Origin of the sequence: Salinarimonas rosea DSM 21201, assembly GCF_000429045.1 — a bacterium.
GTDB classification, from domain to species: Bacteria; Pseudomonadota; Alphaproteobacteria; order Rhizobiales; family Beijerinckiaceae; genus Salinarimonas; species Salinarimonas rosea.
Genome location: NZ_AUBC01000016.1, coordinates 122,470 through 139,524, shown reverse-complemented (window position 1 = coordinate 139,524; position 17,055 = coordinate 122,470). Strand labels below are relative to the sequence as shown.

The 17,055-nt window shown below is 72.1% G+C and carries 13 protein-coding genes; all 13 read left to right on the top strand.

All coding sequences use genetic code 11. The annotated features are described in order from the left end of the window. Nucleotides 1-120 precede the first annotated feature (120 nt). The gene (gene hemB / locus G407_RS27800; RefSeq protein ID WP_043539792.1) at nucleotides 121-1,212 is read left to right on the top strand and encodes a porphobilinogen synthase; all 1,092 of its coding nucleotides are present in this window, start codon (nucleotides 121-123) and stop codon (nucleotides 1,210-1,212) included. A 13-nt stretch (nucleotides 1,213-1,225) separates the two neighbouring features. Further along, nucleotides 1,226-1,597, top strand: coding sequence for a hypothetical protein (locus G407_RS0113945; protein WP_052341370.1), 372 nt, complete (start codon nucleotides 1,226-1,228; stop codon nucleotides 1,595-1,597). A gap of 152 nt (nucleotides 1,598-1,749) precedes the next feature. Beyond that, nucleotides 1,750-2,874, top strand: a complete 1,125-nt coding sequence (locus G407_RS0113940; protein WP_029031285.1) for an inositol-3-phosphate synthase — start codon at nucleotides 1,750-1,752, stop codon at nucleotides 2,872-2,874. Then, nucleotides 2,871-3,500: a histidine phosphatase family protein gene (locus tag G407_RS0113935; protein ID WP_029031284.1), complete on the top strand. Its 630-nt coding sequence runs from the start codon at nucleotides 2,871-2,873 to the stop codon at nucleotides 3,498-3,500. Before G407_RS0113940 ends, G407_RS0113935 begins: the two co-directional genes overlap by 4 nt. Next, nucleotides 3,490-4,278 carry a TIGR04290 family methyltransferase gene (locus G407_RS27795; protein WP_052341380.1) on the top strand — a complete coding sequence of 263 codons (789 nt, stop codon included), beginning with the start codon at nucleotides 3,490-3,492 and terminating at the stop codon, nucleotides 4,276-4,278. Before G407_RS0113935 ends, G407_RS27795 begins: the two co-directional genes overlap by 11 nt. Further along, on the top strand, nucleotides 4,275-5,213 hold the full coding sequence (locus tag G407_RS0113925; protein WP_029031283.1) for a glycoside hydrolase 5 family protein: 939 nt from the start codon (nucleotides 4,275-4,277) through the stop codon (nucleotides 5,211-5,213). The genes G407_RS27795 and G407_RS0113925 overlap by 4 nt, the downstream gene beginning before the upstream one ends. A 101-nt stretch (nucleotides 5,214-5,314) precedes the next feature. After that, a complete protein-coding gene (gene phnD / locus G407_RS0113920) occupies nucleotides 5,315-6,238 on the top strand; it encodes a phosphonate ABC transporter substrate-binding protein (RefSeq protein ID WP_052341369.1) in 924 nt (307 codons plus the stop codon). Between the two features lie 220 nt (nucleotides 6,239-6,458). After that, on the top strand, nucleotides 6,459-7,379 hold the full coding sequence (phnD, locus tag G407_RS0113915; RefSeq protein ID WP_029031281.1) for a phosphonate ABC transporter substrate-binding protein: 921 nt from the start codon (nucleotides 6,459-6,461) through the stop codon (nucleotides 7,377-7,379). A 103-nt stretch (nucleotides 7,380-7,482) separates the two neighbouring features. Beyond that, a complete protein-coding gene (gene phnC / locus G407_RS0113910) occupies nucleotides 7,483-8,328 on the top strand; it encodes a phosphonate ABC transporter ATP-binding protein (RefSeq protein WP_029031280.1) in 846 nt (281 codons plus the stop codon). Nucleotides 8,329-8,331: 3 nt separating this feature from the next. Beyond that, nucleotides 8,332-9,270, top strand: a complete 939-nt coding sequence (phnE, locus tag G407_RS0113905) for a phosphonate ABC transporter, permease protein PhnE (protein WP_029031279.1) — start codon at nucleotides 8,332-8,334, stop codon at nucleotides 9,268-9,270. Then, a complete protein-coding gene (gene phnE, locus G407_RS0113900; protein WP_029031278.1) occupies nucleotides 9,267-10,124 on the top strand; it encodes a phosphonate ABC transporter, permease protein PhnE in 858 nt (285 codons plus the stop codon). The genes phnE (G407_RS0113905) and phnE (G407_RS0113900) overlap by 4 nt, the downstream gene beginning before the upstream one ends. A gap of 239 nt (nucleotides 10,125-10,363) precedes the next feature. Beyond that, nucleotides 10,364-12,331, top strand: a complete 1,968-nt coding sequence (locus tag G407_RS0113895) for an autotransporter assembly complex protein TamA (protein ID WP_084327530.1) — start codon at nucleotides 10,364-10,366, stop codon at nucleotides 12,329-12,331. Beyond that, nucleotides 12,331-16,947, top strand: a complete 4,617-nt coding sequence (locus G407_RS0113890; RefSeq protein WP_043539791.1) for a translocation/assembly module TamB domain-containing protein — start codon at nucleotides 12,331-12,333, stop codon at nucleotides 16,945-16,947. Before G407_RS0113895 ends, G407_RS0113890 begins: the two co-directional genes overlap by 1 nt. The last annotated feature ends 108 nt before the right edge of the window (nucleotides 16,948-17,055 follow it).

Here is a 17,055-nt window from a genome sequence, read left to right as displayed (position 1 = left end):
ATCGCCGCCCTCCGCATCCGTGTCCTTGCGCATGGCGCCGGAACCGCCCCGTGCTAGACCTGTTCCAAACCTATCGTCGGCCCTCCACGTCTTCCCCCGGGCCGGCGCGGAGACGCGTCGATGTCGAGCCTCACCCCGTTCCAGCGCCCAGGATCCCGGCCGTCGTCCCGTCCCTCGGCTCGTGCCGAGGACGTCGGCGCCGCCGCCGCGCAGGAGGTGCAGAACCGCCTCGACCTGCGCCATCGCCCACGCCGCAACCGCAAGGCCGACTGGTCCCGCCGGCTCGTGCGCGAGAACACGCTCACCGTCGACGACCTGATCTGGCCGCTCTTCCTGACGGACGGGGAGGGGGTGCGCCAGGAGGTGCCGTCGATGCCCGGCGTGGTGCGGCTGTCGGTGGATCAGGCCGTCGGCGAGGCGGAGAGGGCGGCGGCGCTCGGCATCCCGGCCCTGGCGCTGTTTCCAAACACCGACCCCGCCAAGCGGGACGAGCACGGCTCGGAGGCGCTCAACGAGGCGAACCTCGTGTGCCGGGCGAGCCGCGCCATCAAGCAGGCCGTCCCCGGCATCGGCCTCGTCACCGACGTCGCCCTCGACCCCTACACCTCCCACGGCCACGACGGGCTGCTCGAGGGCGAGACCATCCTCAACGACGAGACGGTGGCGACGCTGGCGCGGCAGGCGGTGCTGCAGGCGCAGGCCGGATCCGACGTGATCGCGCCCTCCGACATGATGGACGGGCGAGTCGGCGCGATCCGCGAGGCGCTCGACGCCGCCGGCTTCGCCGAGGTGCAGATCATGGCCTACGCGGCCAAGTACGCGAGCGCCTTCTACGGCCCCTTCCGCGACGCGGTCGGCACCTCGAAGACGCTGTGCGGCGACAAGCGCACCTACCAGATGGACCCGGCCAATTCCCGCGAGGCGCTGCGCGAGGTCGCGCTCGACCTCGAGGAGGGCGCCGACATGGTCATGGTGAAGCCCGGCATGCCCTATCTCGACATCTGCGCCAAGGTGAAGGACGCCTTCGGGGTGCCGACCTTCGCCTACCAGGTGTCCGGCGAGTACGCGATGATCGAGGCGGCTGCGCGCAACGGCTGGCTGGACGGCGAGCGGGCGATGCTGGAGAGCCTGATGGCCTTCAAGCGCGCGGGCTGCGACGGCGTGCTGACCTACTTCGCCCCGCGCGTGGCCGAGATCCTCTCGCGTCGCTGACGTGCGGCCAGCCGTGCTCCGGCCGATCGTCATCGTGGCGCTGGCGGCGCTCGCCGCCTGCGGCAGCGCCGACCGGGAGGAGGCGCGCCTGTGCCGCCTCACGCTCCCCGTGCTCAATCCCGAGGGCGCCCGGCTCGCCGTGCTGCGCAGCGTCCGTGCCGACGAGAACGCCGTGCGTGTGGACTATACGGTCGAGGCCGGCGGGCGCTCGCGCCAGCGCTGGGTCGTGTGCCGCTTCGCGCCGACGCCGATGCGGGCCGGCACGCCCGAGATCGTGGCGCTCGAGACCGACACGGGGCGCATCGGGGGCGCCTCGCTCTACCTGATGCGCCGCTTCTGGCTCGACACGCCGGATGCACCCGCCGCGGACCCCGGCGCGGGGTGAGGGCGGGAAGAGAAAAATCCTCTCGATCCGACAGCGATCCCCATCCGCCGGGAACAAAGCCGGCGTCCCGTGCGTAGCGCTCTCGCAAGCGTAACGAGGCCGGAACGCGCCCGGGCGGCGCGCCGGCCCCTGTCGGATCGGGAGGATGCCTCATGGCCGCTGGCACGGTTCGCGTCGGGTTGGTGGGCGTCGGCAATTGCGCGAGCGCCTTCCTCCAGGGCCTGAGCTTCTACGAGAGCGCCGCGGCGAACGAGCCGATTCCCGGGCTCATGCACGCCGACCTCGGCGGCTACCGCGTGCGCGACATCGTCGTCTCGTCCGCCTTCGACGTCACCGACGCGAAGGTCGGCCGCGACCTCGCCGACGCGATCCACGCCGCCCCGAACGACACGCTGCGCTTCGCCGAGGTCGCGCCCACGGGGATCACCGTCGCGCGCGGCCCGACGCTCGACGGCCTCGGGCGCTACCTCTCCGCGCGCGTGCGCGAATCCGAGACGCCCGTCGCCGACGTCACCGAGGCGCTCAAGCGCTCGGAGACGGAGGTGCTCGTCTCCTACCTCCCCGTCGGCTCGCAGAAGGCGGCGGAGTTCTATGCCGAGCGGGCGATGGAGGCGGGGTGCGCCTTCGTCAACTGCATGCCGGTCTTCCTCGCCTCGAACCCGGACTGGCGCCGGCGCTTCGCGCAGGCCGGCGTGCCGATCATCGGCGACGATATCAAGAGCCAGGTCGGGGCGACGATCACGCACCGGGTGCTGACCAACCTCTTCCGCGAGCGGGGCGTGCGGCTCGACCGGACCTACCAGCTCAACATCGGCGGAAACGCCGATTTCGAGAACATGCTCGAGCGCGAGCGGCTCGTCTCGAAGAAGATCTCCAAGACGCAGGCCGTCGACAGCCAGCTCGGCACGCCGATGGACCCCGACGACATCCATATCGGCCCCTCCGACCACGTGCCCTGGCTCGGCGACCGCAAGGTCGCGCACATCCGCATGGAGGGCACGGCCTTCGGCAACGCGCCGATCTCGCTCGAGATGCGCCTCGAGGTCTGGGACAGCCCGAACTCGGCGGGCATCGTCATCGACGCGGTGCGCTGCGCCAAGCTGGCGCTCGACCGCGGCCTCTCGGGCGCGGTGGTGGGACCGTCCTCCTACTTCATGAAGTCGCCGCCGCGCCAGTTCACCGACGCGGAGGCGCACGCGCGGACCGAGGCGTTCATCGCCGGCGACGAGGAGGCGGACGCGAGCGGCCCGACGCTGCCGGGGCAGACGCTGCAATGAGCCTCCTCCTCCACCTCGTCCGCCACGGCGCGCACGACGGCGCGCCGGGCAGGCTCGCCGGGCGCGATCCGGCGATCCGGCTCTCCAAGGCGGGGCGCCGCGAGGCCGCCGCGCTCGCAACGAGCCTGGGCGGCCCGCGCCTCGCCGCGATCGTGGCGAGCCCGCAGCCGCGCACCGTCGAGACGGCGGAGATCCTCGCGCGGGGCCGCGGCGTGACCATCGACGCCGCGCTCGACGAGATCGACTTCGGGCCGTGGGCCGGCCGCTCCTTCGCCGAGCTCGAGGACGACCCCGCCTGGCGCCGCTGGAACGCCGAGCGCGACACCGCCGGGACCCCGTCGGGCGAGACCATGGCCGACGTCGCCGACCGCGTGGAGGGGCTCGTCGCCGATCTCGCGGGCGCCCATCCCGCCGGGTCCGAGCTCGCCCTCGTCACCCATTGCGACGTGATCCGCGCCGTCCTGTGCCGGGCGCTCGCCCTGCCGTTCTCGCGGGCCTTCGACATCGAGATCGCCACCGCCAGCCGCAGCACGCTCGCCCTCGACGAGGCGGGCGCGCGGGTCCTGGTCGTGAACCACACGCCGTCCGACGCCTTCCAGGAGACGCTTCGTGAGCCTGTCGCGTGACACCATCGCCGAGCGGGTCGAGGCGCTCGGCCCCTGGTTCCACAATCTGTACCTGGAGGGAGTCTGGACCGCGCCGAACCATTTCCTGGGCGACTTCCCCGGCATCATGTGGCGGCGTTTCCGGCATGCGCTGCCGGACGACTTGGCCGGCCGCTCCGTCCTCGACATCGGCTGCAACTCCGGCTTCTACTGCGCGGAGATGAAGCGGCGCGGCGCCGGGCGCGTGGTCGGCATCGATTCCGAGCCGTTCTACCTCGAGCAGGCGCGCTTCGCCGCCGAGGTGCTCGGGCACGACAGCGAGTTCCGGGAGATGAGCGTCTACGACGTCGGGGCGCTCGGCGAGCGCTTCGACATCGTGCTGTTCATGGGCGTCGCCTACCACCTGCGCCATCCGCTGCTCGCGCTCGACCTCCTGTGGGAGCACGTCGCCGACGACGTGCTCGTCTTCCAGTCGATGCAGCGGGGGTCGAGCGAGGTGCTCGAGCCCGCCGAGGACATGGATTTCTTCGACACGGACGCCTTCGACGAGCCCGGCTGGCCGAAGCTGCACTTCATCGAGAAGCGCTACGCGGGCGACCCGACGAACTGGTGGGCGCCGAACAGCGCCTGCACGCAGGCCATGCTGCGCTCGGCCGGGTTCCGGCCGTTCTCGCAGCCCGAGAAGGAGGTCTTCGTCTGCCGGCGCACGCAGCGCGCCGAGGGCGCCGAGCCGGTGTACCCGGCGCGCGGGCCGGGCGAGACCATCACCGCACCACAGAGCAAGGGACGAGCCGCATGATCGAAGCCGCGATGATCTGGAACGAGCCGAACAACAAGTCGCATTGGGACCTCGAGCTCGACCCCGACTTCCGGCTCTTCGCCGAGACCGCGATCGCCGGCGCCGAGGCGATCCGCGACGCGGACTCGGCGCTCCCGCGGGTCCTCGGCGGCATGTCGCCCATCGACGCCGGCTTCGTGCGCAACATGCAGGCGCGCGGGGTGCTCGACCACGTCGAGGCGGTGGCCGTGCACGGCTTCCCCCTCGACTGGAACCACTGGTCGATCCACGACTGGCCGCGGATGGTGGCCGAGATCCGGGCGCTGACGCATCTGCCGGTCTGGGTCAGCGAGGTCGGCGTCTCCACCTTCGGCGCCGAGGAGGTGCAGGCCTGGGGCCTCGCGCGCACGGCCGAGCTGCTCAAGGGAGAGGCGCCGCGCGTCCTGTGGTACTCGCTCTTCGACCTGCCCAAGGCCTGGGAGGCCACCACCCGCCATCGCGAGGCGGAGGGGTCGTCCTACTACCGCCACTTCTACCTCGGGCTGATCCGCGAGGACGGGACGCCGAAGCCCTCGCTCGAGGTCTTCGCCCGGCACACGCCGGATCTCGGCCTGTGCCAATGGTTCCACTTCGAGGACCACCGCCTCGACGACGCCGTGCGCTGGATGCGCCGGCTCGGCGTGCGTCACCTGCGCACCGGCCTTTCCTGGGCGGACTGGTATCGCCCGAACGCGCAAGCCTGGTTCGACCGGATGATGGACGCGCTCGCCGAGTTCGACGTCACCGTCACCTATTGCTTCACGCCCGAGCATCTGGGGATTGCGCCACACCACAGCAGCCCGCCGCAGCGCAAGGAGGACTTCGCCGAGTTCTGCCACCTGATGACCGAGCGCTACGCGGCGCGCACCGGCATCGCCGCGCCCCGCACGCTCGCCACGGCGGCGGGAGCGGCGTGACGGCGGCACGAGTCCCTGGTGTCGCGGTGATGTGATCTTCCCGGTCTACTTCCGTCTCGGCCCGCCATGTCGGCGAGGTACTTAGACGGGAGACGTTTTCCATGGCGAAATACACGCTCGTGCTGGCTTCCGCCAGCGCCGCCATCTCGATTCTGGCGGTGCTGCCGGCGGCCGCGGACTGGCGCACCGAGATCGGCACCTACAACATCGGCCTGCTGGGCGGCGAGAACGAGTCCGATCGCCTGCGGCGCTACGAGTGCCTCCAGAAGACGATGTCCGAGCGCCTGGGGATGCCGGTCGCCCTCTATCCGGCGTCCGACTATGCCGGCGTCATGCAGGGCCTCGTCGCCGGCCAGCTGCACCAGGCCGGCCTCGGCGCCTCCGGCTATGCCGGCATCCACCTGCAGGACCCGGACGCGGTCGAGCCGATCTTCACCACCGCCCAGGTCGACGGCTCGCTCGGCTACTACGCCGTCATGGTCGTGCGCGCCGACAGCGACATCGAGGCTCTGGAGGACATGCAGGGCCGTTCGCTGGCCTATGCCGACCCGAACTCCACCTCGGGCTATCTCGTGCCGCGCGCCGAGCTCGAAGCGCAGGGCATCGGCGAGGACTACTTCTCCCGGACCGGCTTCGGCGGCGGTCACGAGCAGGCGATCGTCGCGGTGCTCAACGGCCAGTACGACGCCGGCGTGACCTGGATCTCCGGCCAGGGCTCGCGGGAGGAGGGCTTCTCGCGCGGCAACCTGCGCCGCATGGTCGACAACGGCCTGCTCGACATGAGCGACGTGCGCATCGTCTGGCAGTCGAGCCTCATCCCCAACGGCCCGACGGTGGTCCGCAAGGACCTGCCGCAGGAGGCCCGCGAGATCGTCGTGGACGTCTACGGGTCCATCCACGTCGACGATCCCGAGTGCTTCGCCGCGATCGCGGGCGGCGACGCCGCCGGTTTCGAGCGGATCGATCACGCCTTCTACGAGCAGACGATCGAGATGCGCCGGCGCGAGATCGCCGAGAGCCGCTGACGGGCGCAGGCGCGCCCGGACGTCGCGAGCCGCGGCCGCAGGGCGCGAGCGCCCCGCGGCCGCAATCCGCGATGTTCGAGACGCCGGTCGTCGGCAGTTTCACGATAGTTGGCTAAAGAAAACCGTCAAAAAACTGTTACGCTCCACCAATAGAGCGACGGGGACGCGCCGATCGCGCGAAGCTTTCCCGCACCGCTCTACAGGATCGGAGACGACCTCCATGTTCCGCACCCTCTTGCTCGGCACCGCCGCCTCCGTCGCGCTCGTCGCCGCCGCTCCCGCCTTCGCCCAGGACTGGAAGCAGGACCTCCCCGTGTTCCGCATCGGCCTGCTCGGGGGCGAGAACGAGGCCGACCGGCTGCGCAACAACGAGTGCCTGATCGAGTCGCTCGGCTCACGCCTCGGCGTGCCGGTCGAGCTGTTCCCGGCCCCGGACTATGCCGGCGTGATGCAGGGCCTGCTCGCCGACCAGCTCGAGATGTCCTTCCTCGGCGCGTCCGGCTACGCCGGCATCTACCTGCAGGACCCCGAGGCCGTCGAGCCGATCTTCACCAACGCCGAGGCCGACGGCTCGCTCGGCTACAAGTCCGTGATGGTCGTGCGCGCCGACTCGGACATCCAGTCGCTCGAGGACATGCAGGGCCGCACCCTGGCCTATGCCGACCCGAACTCCACCTCGGGCTACCTCGTCCCGCGCTTCGAGCTCGGCCAGCAGGGCATCGCGGACGACTACTTCGCGGCCACCGGCTTCGGCGGCGGTCACGAGCAGGGCATCGTCGCGGTGCTCAACGGCCAGTACGACGGCGGCGTGACCTGGGTCTCCGGCGTCGGCGAGCCGTCCGAGGGCTACACCCGCGGCAACCTGCGCCGCATGATCGACAACGGCCTGCTCGACATGGCCGACCTCCGCGTGATCTGGGAGTCGAACCTGATCCCGAACGGCCCGATCGTGCTCCGCAAGGACGTGCCGGCCGAGGTGCGCGAGATCATCGTCGAGTATTTCGGCAATCAGCGCGAGATCGATAGCGAGTGCTACGTCGACGTCTCGTTCGGCGACGGCGCCGGCTGGAAGCCGGTCGACCACGCCTTCTACGAGGGCGTCGTCACCATGCGTAAGGCCGAGATGGAAGGCTCGCGCTGATCGCGCGACCGCTGCGGACGGCCCCTCGCCGCGCGCGAGGGTCCGTCTCGTTCGGCGCGGCCGCGCCGAACCCCCGGCCGACACACGCCCCCGCGAGGACGACATGCTCGAATTCCAGCAGCTCACGAAGCGCTTCAACAACACCGTCGCCGTCGATTCCGTCACCCTGGCGATCCCGAAGGGGCAGATGGTCGGCATCATCGGGCGGTCCGGCGCTGGCAAGTCGACGCTCCTGCGGATGATCAACCGCCTCGCCGACCCGTCCGGTGGCGCGCTGCTGCACGAGGGTCGCGACGTGGCCCGCCTGGAGGGCAAGGCGCTGCGCGCCTGGCGCTCCGATTGCGCCATGGTCTTCCAGCAGTTCAACCTCGTCGGCCGCCTGAACGTGATCACCAACGTGATGACCGGGCGCCTGCACGAGCACGGCTTGGTCTCCGCGATGCTGCAGCTGTTCACCGCCCGCGAGCGCGCCTTCGCGATCCGCGCCCTCGACCGCCTCGGCATGGCCCACACCGCGCTCCAGCAGACGGATACGCTCTCCGGCGGGCAGATGCAGCGCGTCGCCATCGCCCGTGCCCTGGTCCAGGAGCCGAAGATCCTCCTCGCCGACGAGCCGATCGCGTCGCTCGACCCGCTCAATGCCAAGGTGGTGATGGACGCCCTGCGCGCCATCAACACCGAGGACGGCCTCACCGTCGTCTGCAATCTGCACACGCTCGACACCGCGCGCGCCTATTGCGACCGCATCATCGGGATGCAGGCCGGGCGGGTCGTGTTCGACGGCGCGGCGCACGAGCTGACCGACCAGGCGGCCCGCGAGATCTACGGCGCCGAGGCCGGCGAGGCCTTCCAGGAAGGCCTGACCTCGACCGCGCTCGGCGGGCATTCCCCGGCGTCGGCGGAAGGGGCGCGGGGGGCGCCCCAGCCCGTGCGCGCGGCGGTGGGCTGAGCGATGAGCACGCACGCGCTCACCTCCTCCTCCGCCGTCGGCCCCGAGGCGCCGGATGCCGTGGCGCTGTTCGAGCGCCACCGCGCGGCGCTGATCCGCCAGAAGATGTGGACGAACCTGCTGTTCGTCGCGCTGTTCCTGGCGATGCTCGCCTGGTCGATCGACGTCTCGCGCTTCTTCCCCGAGCGGCTGGCGCAGGGCATCCCGCGCATCTTCGAGTATTTCGGCACGATCCTGCCGAACCTCGAATGGGACAAGCTCTTCCTCCCCCGCGGCGAGGACGGGCGCGCCGTGCCCGGGTCGCTGACCTTCTGGTACTCGGACCTCGGCAAGTACGTCACGCTGATCTTCGAGACGATCCTGATGGCGATCACGGCGACCATCCTCGGCGCCGCAGCGGCCTTCGCGCTGTGCTTCGTCGCCGCGCGAAACCTCGCGCCGCGGGGCTGGGCGGGCGTGCTGGCGCGGCGCACGCTGGAGTTCTGCCGCGGCGTGCCGGAGATCCTCTACGCCCTCGTGCTCGTCTTCGCGGTGGGTATCGGGCCGCTCGCGGGCGTGCTCGCCATCGCGATCCACACCGCCGGCGCGCTGGGCAAGCTCTTCGCCGAGGTCAACGAGAACGCCTCGATGCGCCCGGTGGACGGCATCCGCTCGGTGGGCGGCACCTGGGTCGAGGAGATGCGCTACGGCATCCTCCCGCAGGTCCTGCCGAACTTCGCCTCCTACACGCTGCTGCGCTTCGAGATCAACGTGCGCGCCTCCTCCATCGTCGGCTTCGTCGGCGCCGGCGGCATCGGGCAGGAGCTCAACCACGTCATCAGCTTCTATTCCGACGACCGGGTGCTCGCCGTGCTGATCCTCGTCGTGCTCACGGTCACCTGCATCGACCTGATCTCCGAGCGCGTGCGACACGCCTTCATCGGGCGGGAGAACCTCTCATGAAGACCCTCACGTTCGCCTCGATCGGGCCCGCCGAGATCGCGGCCGCCCGCGCCGACAACCCGCGGGCCTTCGGGGACCCGCGGCGGCGCGCGCTGGTGATCGGCTCCTGGGCGGCGATCCTCGGCTACCTGCTCTTCTCGTTCTGGCTGTTCGAGTTCGGCAAGCTGTTCCAGGCCTCGGACAACGCCCTGCGGATGCTCACCCGCATGGTCGTCTGGCAGGACATGGACACCTGGATGTACGACCAGATCTACGTCGGCATCGCCCAGACCATCGCCATGGCCTTCCTCGGCACGCTGCTCGCGACGGTGCTGGCGCTCTTCGTCGCCTTCGCGGCGGCACGCAACACGATGCCGCTGTGGCTGCCGCGCCAGGCGACGCGCCGCGTCCTCGATGTCCTGCGCGGCGTCGACCAGGTGATCTGGGGCCTCGTCTTCGTGCGCGCCGTCGGCCTCGGGCCGCTCGCCGGCGTCCTCGCGATCTTCGTCTCCGACACCGGCACGCTCGCCAAGCTCTATTCCGAGGCGATCGAGAACATCGACAGGAAGCAGGTCGAGGGCGTCGAGGCCACCGGCGCCGACGGCGTGCGCACCATCCGCTACGGGATCCTGCCGCAGATCCTGCCGGTGTTCATCTCGCTCTCGCTCTACTCCTTCGAATCGAGCACCCGCTCGGCGACCATCCTCGGCCTCGTCGGCGCCGGCGGTGTGGGCATGGTCATCATCGAGCGCTTCCGCGCCGGCCTGTTCGACCAGGTCGCTTTCGTGGTGCTCAACGTCCTCGTCGTGATCGCCGTGATCGACTTCGTGTCCGGCAAGATCCGCCAGCGCTTCATCGGCGAGCGCGGCCATTGACCGAGCGGGAGGGCGGGCGCCCTCCCGCTCCTGCGCGGTTCGCGGGCGCGCCGATCGTCCAGTCCCGCCAACGACTTCGGCCAGCCGACGCTCGCGCCACGGCCGCGTGCACACGGCCACGCTTACCGTGCCCGATTTGCCACGCCCGCGCTTTCGTGATCTTCTCCGGCTCCACGGGGGGAGCTGCAGGCGTTATGAACCGGCGCTGGTACGGCGGGCCGGGTGCGGCGGAGTCTCGGATGCGACGAGTCGATGGGGACGTGCGGGGACGGGCGGGGACGGCGTTGTGCCTGCTCGCGGCCTTGGCGCTCGCGACGTCGAGCATTCCGGCGCGTGCGCAGTTCGACTTCTTCGGCCTGTTCGGCGGCGGTGACGAGGAGCCGCCCGCGCCCAGCGCCGACGCGCTGCCCTACGATCTCGACATCGTGGTGGCGGGCGACGTCGACATCGAGGATACCTTCGAGACCGTCTCCACGCTCTACCGCCTGCGGGGCGATCCGCCGCCGGACGCCGAGGCGCTCGTGCGCCGGGCGCAGAGCGATCTCGTCCCCTTCATCGACGCCCTCTGGGGCCTCGGGTACTACAATTCGCGCGTGCAGATCGAGGTCGCCGGCGTGCCGCTCACGATCCGCGGGGAGAACGTCGCCGCGGCCGCCGCCGCCGCGCGCGCCTACCGAGGGACCGAGCTCGTGCCCGTGCGGGTGCTGATCGAGCCGGAGGAGGTCTTCCGTGTGCGCCAGCTGCGCGTGCTCGGGCCCGACGGCGCGCCGCTCGTGCTGCCGGAGGGGGTCTACACGCTCGAGCCGGGCGACGAGGCGACGAGCGCCGCGGTCCTCGCCGCGCAGGCCGACATCGTCGACTATTACCGCGCGGCATCCCGCCCGCTGGCCGCGATCGCCGGCATCGACCCTGTCGTCGTCCATCCCGAGCAGGCGCTCGACCTGACGATCCGCGTCGCGCCCGGACCCGTCGCCGGCATCGGGCCCATCGCGGTCGGCGGCAACGAGGACGTGCCCGAATCGGTCATCCGGTCCTTCATCTACACCGAGCCCGGCGACCCCTACTCACCCGAGGCGCTCGCCTCCATCCGCCGCTCGATCGGCCGGATCGAGGCGATCTCGTCGGTGCGGGTGCGCGAGGCGGATGCCCTGAACGAGAACGGCAACCTGCCGCTCGAGGTCGTCGTCTCCGAGCGCCTGAAGCGCGTCTTCGGCGTCTCGGCGAGCTATTCCACGGCGGACGGCCCGGCCGCCTCGATCTACTGGGCGCACCGCAACCTCTTCGGCGGTGCCGAGCGGCTCCGCCTCGAGGCGACCGCGCTCTACCTGACCCAGACCGGTGCTCGCGCGCAGCGCGATCCCGACGAGTGGTGGGACGACATCGGCGGCAAGGTCTCGGCGAGCTTCATCAAGCCTGCATTGTGGGGCACGCGCAACGACTTCCTGGCGGACGCGGTGGTCTCGCGCGACCGGACCGCCGGCTACACGGCGGAGCTCGTCAACGTCACCGCCGGCATCCGGCACCGCTTCGGCGACGGCTTCAACGTCCAGGCCGGGGTCGAGTACGAGACCGGGCGCGGCAAGGACGTGCTCGGCGACTACGACTACACGCTGGTGGGCCTGCCGGTCGCGGCCGAGCTCGACGGCAGCGACTCGCGGCTCGACCCGCGCGAAGGCTACCGCCTGCGCGCCGGCGTCACGCCCTATCTCGAAGCCTTCGGCTCGAGCACCGGCTTCACCTACGCGCTGGCCGAGGGCTCGGTCTATTTCCCCCTCGACGCGCTGAAGCGCTACGTGATCGCGGCGCGCGTCGAGGTCGGCTCCATCGCGGGAGCCGAGCTGAACGAGGTGCCGGCGAACCGCCGCTTCTACGCCGGCGGCGGCGGCTCGGTGCGCGGCTACGCCTATCGCAGCCTCGGCCCGCGGATCGGAACGGAGCCGATCGGCGGGCGCTCGCTGTTCGAGGCCTCGCTCGAGGCGCGGCTGCGGATCACGGACTCGATCGGGATCGTGCCCTTCGTCGATGCGGGCTCGGCCTTCCGCGAGAGCTACCCGAGCTTCGACGAGGAGCTGCGCTTCTCCGCGGGCGTCGGCCTGCGATACCACACGGCGATCGGCCCCCTGCGCGCCGACATCGCGTTCCCGCTGAACCCCGAGAAGGGAGACGACGCGTTCGGCCTCTATCTCGGCATCGGGCAGGCCTTCTGATGACGACGATGCGACCCGGGACCGTCCTCCTCGCCTCCGGCCTCGCCGGTCTCGCCCTCGCCGGCGGGCTGTTCGCGACCTCGGCCCTGCGCGCGCAGGAAGACCAGGGTGTCCTGGCCGGGCTGATCTCGAACCTGCTCTCGACGCCGACCCAGCAGATCTCCATCGGCAGCGTCGAGGGGGCGCTCTCCTCGGAGGCGACGATCCGCGACGTCCGGATCTCGGACGAGGAGGGCGTCTGGCTCACGCTCGACCGGGCCACAATCGACTGGAACCGATCCGCGCTGATCTTCCAGCGCCGGCTCGAGGTGGGCGAGCTCACCCTCGGAACCCTCACCGTCGAGCGCCTGCCCGCGCCGGGCGCGGACGTCGCGGAGGAGGACGTCGAGCAGGGGCCGCTCTTCCCCGAGCTGCCGCTCGAGGTCGACGTCGATCGCTTCGCCCTGGAAGAGCTCGTGCTGGGCGAGCCGGTGCTCGGCACCGCCGCGCGGCTCACCGCCGAGGGCTCGACGCGAATCGGCGACCCGGACGAGGGGATCACCCTCGACTTCGAGGCCCGCCGGCTCGACGAGCCCGGCAGCTTCAGCGCGGACATCGCCTACCGGCCGGTCGCCAACACGCTCGCGCTCGACGTGACGCTGGACGAGCCCGCCGGCGGTCTCGTCGCGCGCCTCGCCGATCTTCCGGGCCTGCCGCCGGTGCGCCTCGCGCTCCAGGGCGAGGGGCCGCTCGAGGACTTCGCGGCGAACCTCGACTTCGAGGCCGGGCCGGCCATCGGCGCGGACGGGCGCGCGACGGTGCAGCGCGTCGACGGGGCCTACGCGGTCGACCTCGACCTCGCCGCGCGCATCGCCGGCCTCCTGCCGGACGCGGTGGCGCCGATCTTCGAGGGCACGACGCAGCTCTCCGGCGACGTCACGGTCGGCGACGCCGGCCGCATCGCGCTGGACAGCGTGCGCCTCGCCTCGCCCGTCGCCGAGCTGACCGTCGGCGGCGCGATCGGGCCGGAGGGTGCGCTCGACCTCGACGTCGCGGGCCGCGCACTGCCGACGCAGGGCGGCGTCACGGAGGCGGGGCAGGCGCGGATCGGCGAGCTGGCGCTCGACATCTCCGTGAACGGATCGGTCCAGGCCCCGCGCATCGATGGCGAAATCGTCGCGCGTGATGTCACGACGCCGGTCGTCTCCCTCGAGAGCCTCGGGCTGACGGTCGATTCTGCGCCGGTCGGGACGGACGATCCGCCCACGCGCTTCTCCTTCGCCCTCGATGCCGACGCGCAGGGCCTCGCCTTCGCCGATCAGGCGCTCCAGGACGCGATCGGCCCGAGCCTCTCGGTGGTCGCGCGCGGCGAGGTCAGCGCCGAGGGCGTCGCCGACGTCGAGACGGCGGCGCTCGAGACGCGGACGGCGTCCGCGACCTTCGCGGGACGCGTCGGCGCGAGCGACCTCGACGGCACGCTCGACGCCGCGATCCCGGATCTCGCCGCGTTCTCGCGCCTCGTCGGGCTGGATCTCGCCGGCGCGGCCGACGTGGAGGCGCGCCTGGTCGGCGACCCGTCGGCGGAGCGGATCACGGCGCAGCTCGACGGCACGCTCCGGGGCTTCGCCAGCGGCATCCCTGCGGTCGACGGCCTCGTCGGCGACACGGCGACGCTCTCGGGAACCGCGCAGCAGCTTCCCGGCGGGTTCGGGCTCACGAACCTGATGCTCGACGGGGCGAACCTGATGCTCGTCGCCGACGGGCGCGCGACGGACGAGGACGCCGACCTGACGCTCGACGTCACGATCCCGACGCTCGCCCCGCTCGACGAGCGCGTGAGCGCGGGGCGGGCGACGGCGCAGGCGCGGCTCATGGGATCGCTCGCGACGCCCGACGTCGCGGCCACGGTGTCGCTGCGCGACGTCGTCGCCATGGACCGGCCGATCGAGCGGCTCGATCTCAGGCTCGCCGCGCAGGACGTCACCGGCGACCTCGACGCCGACGTGGCGCTCTCGGGCAGCGTCGCCGGGAAGGCCGCGGAGGGGACGGCGCGCGTCCTGCGCACGGACGGCGGCGGGATCGCGCTCGAGGGCCTCGACCTGACGATCGGCTCGGTCGACCTCGCCGGCGACCTCGCGGTCGGCGACGCCGGCCTCGCGGCGGGCGACCTTCGCCTGGACGCGGGCGAGCTCTCCGACCTCGCGCCGCTGCTGCTGACCGAGCTCGCCGGCGCGCTCGAGGCGGACGTCTCCCTCGCGGTCGAGGACGGCGGCCAGAACGCCGACGTCATGGCGGAGGGCGCGTCGCTCCGGATCGGCGACGTGGCCTTGTCCGACGTGTTCGTCGACCTGAGGGCGCGCGATCTCTTCCGCAGCCCGGTGCTCAACGGCGCCGTCCGTGCGCGGCAGCTCGTCGCCGGCGGCCAGACCTTCGAGAGCGTGGACCTCGCCTTCGACGGCACGCCGCAGGCGACCGCCTTCACCGCGTCCGCGACCGCGCAGGGGTTCGATCTGGATGCGGAGGGGCGGATCGTGCCGGAGGGCGAGGCGATCACCATCGCGCTCTCCGCATTCAGCGCCACGCGCGACGGGCGCAGCGTCACCCTCGCCGACGAGGCCTCCGTCAGCATCGCCGACGGCGCGGTCGCGATCGACGGCCTGCAGCTGCGCGCGGACGGGGGCACCGTCGCCGTCGACGGCACGGTGGGCGAGGTGCTCGACCTCGAGGCGCGCATCGCCGACCTGCCGCTGTCGGCCGCGGAGATCTTCGTCCCCGGTCTCGGCATCGCGGGCGTCGTGAACGGGGCGGTCGACGTCTCCGGCACGCCGTCGGCGCCGGAGGGCACCTACGACCTCACCGTCTCGGGCTTCTCGGTGCCGCAGCTGCGCGAGGCAGGCCTGCCGGGCGTCGACCTCGATGCGCAGGGCTCGTTCACCGGCGAGCGGGCCACCGTCGATGCCACGCTCGCGGTCGACGGCGGGCGGCTCGCGGTGTCGGGCTCGGTCCCGCTCGACCCGTCCGGGGAGATCGACCTCGACGTGACCGCGAGCGGCATCCCGCTCGCGCTCGCCCGCGCGGCAGCGCCCGATCTCGACCTGTCCGGCACGCTCTCCGGCTCGGCCGATCTCGGAGGCACCTTCGCCGCGCCCACGGGCACCTACAGGCTCGACGTCGACGGGCTGTCGCTGCCCCAGGCCCGGGACGCCGGCATTGCCGCCATCGACGTCGCCGCCTCGGGTCGGCTCGACGGCGATCGCGCCACGGTCGACGCCAGCGTCGCCGCGCCGCCGCTCGGCACGTTGTCCGTCGACGGGTCCGTGCCGCTCGACCCGTCGGGCACGATCGACCTCTCGGTGAGCGGACCCGTGACTCTCGACCCGCTCTCGCGCTTCCTCGATCCCGGCCAGCGGGTGGGCGGGCAGGCGCAGGTGGATCTCGACGTCGGCGGCACGATCTCGGACCCGCGGGTGACCGGCGGCGCCACGCTCGCCGGAGGCTCGTTCCGCGACGACCTGCGCGGCATCGCGCTCGACGGCATCTCGGGGCGGGTCGGCGCCGAGGGCGACACGGTGCGCATCGCCGACCTGACCGCGCGGACGCCGAACGGCGGCACGGTGTCGGTCGGCGGCAGCGTCGGGCTGCGCGACGGCTTCCCGGCGGACCTGACGATCACCGGCCGCAACGCCCAGCTCCTGAGCTCTGACCTGCTCACCGCGGTGGCCGATCTCGACCTCGCCATCACGGGCCCGCTCGCGACGGCGCCGACGATCGCCGGCAGCGTCGACCTGACCACGCTCGACGTCACCATCCCCGACACGCTGCCGACGGTGCTCGAGCCGCTTCCGGGGACCGAGCACGTCGCCCCGCCCCCGCAGGCGGCAGCGCGGCTCGCGCTGGCGCGGGAGCGGGCCGCCCGCGAGGCGGGTGCCGGCGGCGCGCCGTTCGACGCCCGCCTCGACCTCACGGTGAACGCGCAGAACCAGATCTTCGTGCGCGGGCGCGGCGTCAACGCCGAGCTCGGCGGGCAATTGCGGCTCACCGGCACGACGAACGACCCGAACGCGGTCGGCGCCTTCGACCTGCGCCGCGGGCGGCTCGACATCCTCGGCCAGCGGCTCGACTTCACCCGCGGGCGGCTCACCTTCGCCGGCTCGCTCACCCCCTCGCTCGACCTCGTGGCGCAGACGCAGGCGGAGGGCATCACCGCGCAGATCGCGGTCCGCGGCCCGGCGACCGCCCCGCGCTTCGAGCTCTCCTCGACGCCGGAGCTGCCCGACGACGAGATCCTCTCGCGTATCCTGTTCGGCCGCGCCGCCGGCGGCCTGTCGGCGGGGCAGGCGCTCCAGCTGGCGCAGGGCGTGGCGAGCCTCGCCGGCGGCGGCGCGGGCCTGTTCGAGGAGATCCGCAAGAGCCTGGGCGTCGACAGCCTCGACATCTCGGCCGGGGAGGGCGGGCCGACGGTGGGCGTCGGCCGCTACATCGCGGACAACGTGCGCCTGGGCATCCGCGCCGGCGCGCGCCCGGACGACACCGGCGTCTCGCTGGACATCGATCTCACCGACCGCCTGCGCTTCCAGGGCGCGGTCGGCGCGGACGGGCGCTCGTCGGTGGGCGTGGGCTACGAGATCGAGTATTGAGGCGACGCCGAGACTGCGTCAACCGATTTTGATTGCTGGATTCAGTGAGATGCTGGGAGCGGTGCGCTCCTGCGGCAAATCTCTCCTTGAGGTTGATCTCGACAGTCA

Bases quoted from the DNA above. Each gene is read 5' to 3' on its own strand.
- hemB (WP_043539792.1), top strand. From the start codon at position 121: ATGTCGAGCCTCACCCCGTTCCAGCGCCCAGGATCCCGGCCGTCGTCC.
- G407_RS0113940 (WP_029031285.1), top strand. From the start codon at position 1,750: ATGGCCGCTGGCACGGTTCGCGTCGGGTTGGTGGGCGTCGGCAATTGC.
- G407_RS0113935 (WP_029031284.1), top strand. From the start codon at position 2,871: ATGAGCCTCCTCCTCCACCTCGTCCGCCACGGCGCGCACGACGGCGCG.
- G407_RS0113925 (WP_029031283.1), top strand. From the start codon at position 4,275: ATGATCGAAGCCGCGATGATCTGGAACGAGCCGAACAACAAGTCGCAT.
- phnD (WP_052341369.1), top strand. From the start codon at position 5,315: ATGGCGAAATACACGCTCGTGCTGGCTTCCGCCAGCGCCGCCATCTCG.
- phnD (WP_029031281.1), top strand. From the start codon at position 6,459: ATGTTCCGCACCCTCTTGCTCGGCACCGCCGCCTCCGTCGCGCTCGTC.
- phnC (WP_029031280.1), top strand. From the start codon at position 7,483: ATGCTCGAATTCCAGCAGCTCACGAAGCGCTTCAACAACACCGTCGCC.
- phnE (WP_029031279.1), top strand. From the start codon at position 8,332: ATGAGCACGCACGCGCTCACCTCCTCCTCCGCCGTCGGCCCCGAGGCG.
- phnE (WP_029031278.1), top strand. From the start codon at position 9,267: ATGAAGACCCTCACGTTCGCCTCGATCGGGCCCGCCGAGATCGCGGCC.
- G407_RS0113895 (WP_084327530.1), top strand. From the start codon at position 10,364: ATGCGACGAGTCGATGGGGACGTGCGGGGACGGGCGGGGACGGCGTTG.
- G407_RS0113890 (WP_043539791.1), top strand. From the start codon at position 12,331: ATGACGACGATGCGACCCGGGACCGTCCTCCTCGCCTCCGGCCTCGCC.